Raw genomic sequence first — 5,222 nt, forward strand, 5'->3', positions numbered from 1 at the left:
GAGTACGAGGGGCCGGGGTTCTCGCTCTCCACCACGGCCACCGAAGCCGATGACACTCCGGTCACCGGTGTCGGCCTGATCTTCCACGGCGGTGGGGAGGGGGCGGTGCGCGCGGCGCTGGCGGTGACGGACGCGTTGGGGGCGAGGGCCATCGAGACCGGGTCGGGGGGCTTTCTCACCGACGAGTCGGGGCGGTCGTCGTTCGAGGCGTGGCAGGCGTACCGGGACAGGGTGTTGAGGGGGTCGTAGTGGTTCGCGCGGGAGGTGATTGTCCCGGTTCTGTCACGTGATGCCGTGTGGGGCGGAAGTCGGGAACCCTGCCGGCCGCCGGTCGCTCTTTCTCCACGTACGGGAGCGGATGACGTAGATCACGTGGACGCGTAGAGGGTGGAGCAGATCGTGACGAGGCCGAAGATTGCTGTGCGGCGTGTGATGGGGGCCTGTGCCGTGCTGGTGGCCGGCGCGCTGACCCTGACCGGCTGTGGCGGGGACGCCCAGGCCGACAACAAGGGCGGGGGCGACGAGAAGACGTCGGTCAAGGACTCGGTGGCACGGATCACGATCTCGGCGAAGGACGGTTCGACGGGCGCGTCGATCAACTCGACCGGTGTGAAGGTCAGCGGCGGCAAGCTGACCGAGGTGAGGATGACCGCGACGGAGGCCGGCACCGAGGTACCGGGCGAGATCGCGGCGGACGGACGCTCCTGGCGGCCGAAGGGGCAGCTGGAGCGGGGGACGAAGTACCAGATCTCCGCGAAGGCGAAGAACACGGCGGGCAGGACGTCGGCCGAGAAGTCCAGCTTCACGACGGTCTCCACCGCCAACAGCTTCATAGGCACGTACACGCCGGACAACGGCACCACGGTCGGTGTGGGCATGCCGGTGTCGTTCACGTTCGACAAGGCGATCACGGACAAGAAGGCCGTGCAGTCGCACATCGAGGTGACGTCGAGCAGCGGGCAGGAGGTCGTCGGGCACTGGTTCGGGGCGCAGCGGCTCGACTTCCGGCCCGAGGAGTACTGGAAGGCCGGCTCCAAGGTCACGATGAAGATCGACCTGGACGGCGTCGAGGGCGCGAACGGGCTGTACGGGGTGCAGAACAAGACGGTGACCTTCACCGTCGGGCGCTCGCAGGTCTCCACTGTCGACGTCGGCACCCAGACGATGAAGGTCGTCCGGGACGGCAAGACGATCAAGACAGTGCCAATCTCCGCCGGCAGCGCCGACAACCCGACGTACAACGGGCAGATGGTGATCTCGGAGAAGTTCAAGGAGAAGCGGATGGACGGCGCGACGGTCGGCTTCGCCGGGGAGTACGACATCCCGGACGTGCCGCACGCGATGCGTCTGACCGCGTCGGGTACCTTCCTCCACGGCAACTACTGGTACAACCGCGGCAACCCGCCCTTCGGGCGGCAGGGCACCAGCCACGGCTGCGTCGGCCTGGCGGACGTCCAGGGTGCGAACGGCGACACGATCGCCAAGTGGTTCTTCGACAACTCGCTCACCGGTGACGTGGTGATCGTCAAGAACTCCCCCGACGACACGGTCTCGCCGGACAACGGCCTCAACGGCTGGAACATGTCCTGGAGCGCCTGGAAGGCCGGAAGCGTCGTCTGACCTCGGGTTTCTGAGGATCCGTCAGAGACTTCGCCGGGCCGCGCGGGAACGAACCGCGCGGCCCGGCCGTTTCACGGACGTACGTTTTCTCGGTTCCCGGACATGATGTCCGACCGAGGGGCTACGGTATGCACCCACAAGGTGACATGCAGCAACGCCGGGAGAAACCTTGAGCGTTCCGTACGAGACGGCAGCGTACGAACCAGCCGAGTCGCCCGAGTCTCCGGAGGAGCACCTCGCGCGGCTCCTGGGTCGCGCCCTGAACTCCTTCGAGCTGCCCGACGAGACCATAAGGCAGCTCGACTGCGCCCTCGCCCACGACAGCTCGCTGCACTCCGCGCACTACAGCTCGGGCCTGCACCGGGCGACGTACCGGCACACATGGCTGCTTGCCGACGGCTCCGCGGTCACCCTGTGGGAGCTGGTGCACAACACAGCGCCCGGCAGTGACACCCAGCACGAGGTGTACACCGACGAGGAGGAGTTGCGGGCCGCCACCGCACGGCTGCCGCTGCCTCCGGACGCGCCGGATTTCGAGCTGCCCGCGGTGGTGGAGCTGGCGGCGTTCCCCGAACCGCGCCACGCGTACACGCCGGACGACTCCGCGGACCATGCCCGGCGGCTGCTGCGGCGGGCGGAGAACCCGGACCCTCCCGGTGACGAGATCGCCACGCTGCTGCTGCGGACCGCGTTCGCGCATGAGATCACCCAGGCGTTCGGCCGCCCGAGCCGCTCCCGCCGGGGCAGTCGGGCCGGCTTGAGCTTCTCGCTCTACGAGCACGCGTTCCTGCTCACGGACGGGCAGGAGATCTCCCTGTGGGAGGTGGAGCACACGGCCACCCCGGACGGGCGCCATATGTGCGAGGTCTACACGACGGAGGACGCGGCCCGGGACGCGATGGAGCGCCGGGCGGGGTTGCTCGGGTAGGGCTCGGGGTCGGACCGGGCCGCGAAGGCCCGGAGTCGGCCGCTCAGGCCAGACGGTCATCGGTGAACTGACGGGCCAGGAACGCGAAGGCGTCCTGCTCAGCCGGGGTCAGTTCCACATGCTCGACGTGCGGGCCCTTGCGGCGCTGGTGGGGCAGGCCACGAAGGCGCCCACCGCGGCGCCGGGCCAACTCCATGAAACGGGCGCGATGCGCCTCGCCGTCCCGGCGCAGAACGCGGACCAGCACGGCGACCCAGATGACCGCCGCGACGGCGAGGGTGGCCACGCCCACCAACGGGAGGATCGACACGTGCTCAGGCATGCCCTCCAGTAGACACCACCAGAGGGGACTTTGAGCCCGGATGGTGACGTATCTCGCAGGTACGGCTTACAAGTCACAGGGGTCGTAAAGGCGCCCAAAGGGGCGCATGGGGCTCACTGTGAAACGCGGCCGGCCGCAGCCCCCACGAGGGAGGACTGCGGCCGGCGGACAGTCGCGGGGCTCAGGCCGCGACCGGCTCCTTCGTCTGCGTCTCGGCGGCGGGAGCGGCCTCGGCGGCCGTGCCCGGCTGGGTCTTGCGCATGCCCTTCAGGACGATGACCAGACCGGCCGTGACCACCGTGCCGACCGCGATGGCCAGCAGGTACAGGAACGGGTTGCCGATCAGGAAGGTGACCCAGATACCGCCGTGCGGGGCGCGCAGGGTCGAGCCGAAGGCCATGGTCAGCGCGCCGGTGACCGCGCCGCCCGCCATGGAGGCCGGGATGACGCGCAGCGGGTCGGCCGCCGCGAACGGGATGGCGCCCTCGGAGATGAACGAGGCGCCCAGCACCCAGGCCGCCTTGCCGTTCTCGCGTTCGGCGGTGGTGAACAGCTTCTTGCGGATCGTGGTGGCCAGGGCCATGCCCAGCGGCGGGACCATACCGGCGGCCATGACGGCGGCCATGATCTTCATCGCGGAGTCGCTGGGGTTCTGGACGGCGATACCGGCGGTGGCGAAGGCGTACGCCACCTTGTTGACCGGGCCGCCGAGGTCGAAGCACATCATGAGGCCGAGCAGGACGCCGAGGAGGATGGCGTTGGTGCCGGAGAGGCCGTTCAGCCAGTCGGTGAGGGCCTTCTGCGCCTCGGAGATCGGCTTGCCGATCACCACGAACATCAGGAATCCGACCACCGCCGTCGACACCAGCGGGATCACCACCACCGGCATGATGCCGCGCAGCACGGGCGGGATCTCGATCCGCTGGATCGCGAGGACCACACCACCGGCGATCAGACCGGCGACGAGACCGCCGAGGAAGCCCGCGCCGATCGTCACGGAGATCGCGCCGCCGACGAAACCGGGCACGAGACCGGGCCGGTCGGCCATGCCGTAGGCGATGTAACCGGCGAGGACCGGGACGAGGAAGCCGAAGGCGGCGGCGCCGATCTGGAACAGCAACGCGCCCCAGCTGTCGATCTGTCCCCAGTCGAAGTGCTCGGTGACCGACTTCGCCTCGTTGATCTGGTAGCCGCCGATCGCGAAGCCGAGGGCGATCAGCAGACCGCCCGCCGCGACGAACGGAACCATGTAGCTCACGCCCGTCATCAGCCACTTGCGCAGCTTCGTGCCGTAGCCCTCGCCGGGCTCGCCCGCACGCTCCACGGGGGTGCCCGGGCGGGCGGCGGCCGTGACCTCGCCGCGCTCGGCCTTGCCGCGGACCTCGGCGATCAGTTCGGCGGGGCGGTTGATGGCGGCCTTCACACCGGTGTCCACAGTGGGCTTCCCGGCGAACCGCTCCTTCTCCCGTACGGGGACGTCATGGGCGAAGATCACGCCGTCGGCGGCGGCGATGACCGCCGGGTCGAGCCGGTTGAAACCGGCCGAACCCTGCGTCTCGACGACGATCTCGACGCCGTCGGCGTCCCGGCCCGCGTTCTCCAGCGACTCGGCGGCCATGTAGGTGTGCGCGATGCCGGTGGGGCAGGAGGTGACGGCGACGATCCGGAAGGGGCGGCCGGCCGGGGCGGGCTCGTCCTCCGCGGCCGCCTGCGGCGCTGCGGGCGCTGCCTCGGGCGCGGCCGTCGGAGCCGCCGCTCCCGTCGCGGCCGCGGACTCCTTCGGGGGCGTGCTGCCCGCGGCGGCGTCGGGGGAGGCCGTTCCGCCCGACGCCGCCGCGGAGTCTTCGGGGTTCTCGTCCGTCGCGTCGCCCCGGATGAGGGCGGCGGCGCGGGCCGCGTCGTCCACCGCGCGGAGGGCGTCGGTGAACTCGGCGTTCATCAGCTGACGGGCGAGCGAGGAGAGGATCGTGAGGTGGGCGTCGTCCGCGCCCGCCGGGGCGGCGATCAGGAAGATCAGGTCGGCGGGGCCGTCGGCGGCACCGAAGTCGACACCGGAGGCGCTGCGCCCGAAGGCCAGGGTCGGCTCGGTGACATGCTCACTACGGCAGTGGGGGATGCCGATACCGCCGTCGAGACCGGTCGGCATCTGGGCCTCGCGGGCGGCGACGTCGGCGAGGAAGCCGTCCAGGTCGGTGACCCGGCCCTTCGCCACCATGCGCTCGGCGAGGGCACGCGCCGCCGCTTCCTTCGTCTCGGCGGACAGGTCGAGGTCGACCAGATCCGCGGTGATCATCTCGCTCATCGCGGGCTCCTTCGCACGCGTATCGCCCGGGGGGTGAGGTGGGCGGGGGT

General features: G+C 70.3%; 4 protein-coding genes and 1 pseudogene. 3 read left to right on the forward strand and 2 right to left on the reverse strand.

Annotation, left to right across the window (positions count from 1 at the left end; translation table 11 throughout):
- The 3 genes and pseudogenes from AOK15_RS28700 to AOK15_RS28710 all read left to right on the forward strand — a co-directional run.
- Positions 1 to 249: pseudogene (locus tag AOK15_RS28700) on the forward strand (hypothetical protein); the annotation flags it as partial.
- A 150-nt stretch (positions 250 to 399) separates the two neighbouring features.
- Positions 400 to 1,620, forward strand: coding sequence for a L,D-transpeptidase (locus tag AOK15_RS28705; protein WP_055521259.1), 1,221 nt, complete (start codon positions 400 to 402; stop codon positions 1,618 to 1,620).
- Positions 1,621 to 1,789: 169 nt separating this feature from the next.
- Complete coding sequence (locus tag AOK15_RS28710; protein ID WP_055521256.1) at positions 1,790 to 2,548, forward strand: DUF6227 family protein; 759 nt, start codon at positions 1,790 to 1,792, stop codon at positions 2,546 to 2,548.
- A 43-nt stretch (positions 2,549 to 2,591) separates the two neighbouring features.
- Here AOK15_RS28710 and AOK15_RS28715 read toward each other — a convergent pair whose 3' ends face one another.
- Entirely contained in the window at positions 2,592 to 2,870 is a 279-nt protein-coding gene (locus AOK15_RS28715; RefSeq protein ID WP_055521257.1) for a hypothetical protein, read from the reverse strand.
- Positions 2,871 to 3,051: 181 nt separating this feature from the next.
- The gene (locus tag AOK15_RS28720; protein WP_055521258.1) at positions 3,052 to 5,172 is read right to left on the reverse strand and encodes a PTS fructose transporter subunit IIABC; all 2,121 of its coding nucleotides are present in this window, start codon (positions 5,170 to 5,172) and stop codon (positions 3,052 to 3,054) included.
- Between the last annotated feature and the right edge of the window lie 50 nt (positions 5,173 to 5,222).

The organism is Streptomyces ossamyceticus, from assembly GCF_001418475.1.
Lineage (GTDB): Bacteria > Actinomycetota > Actinomycetes > Streptomycetales > Streptomycetaceae > Streptomyces > Streptomyces ossamyceticus.

Coding starts and splice junctions, on each gene's coding strand:
- AOK15_RS28720 (WP_055521258.1), bottom strand. CDS start 5,172: ATGAGCGAGATGATCACCGCGGATCTGGTCGACCTCGACCTGTCCGCC.
- AOK15_RS28715 (WP_055521257.1), bottom strand. CDS start 2,870: ATGCCTGAGCACGTGTCGATCCTCCCGTTGGTGGGCGTGGCCACCCTC.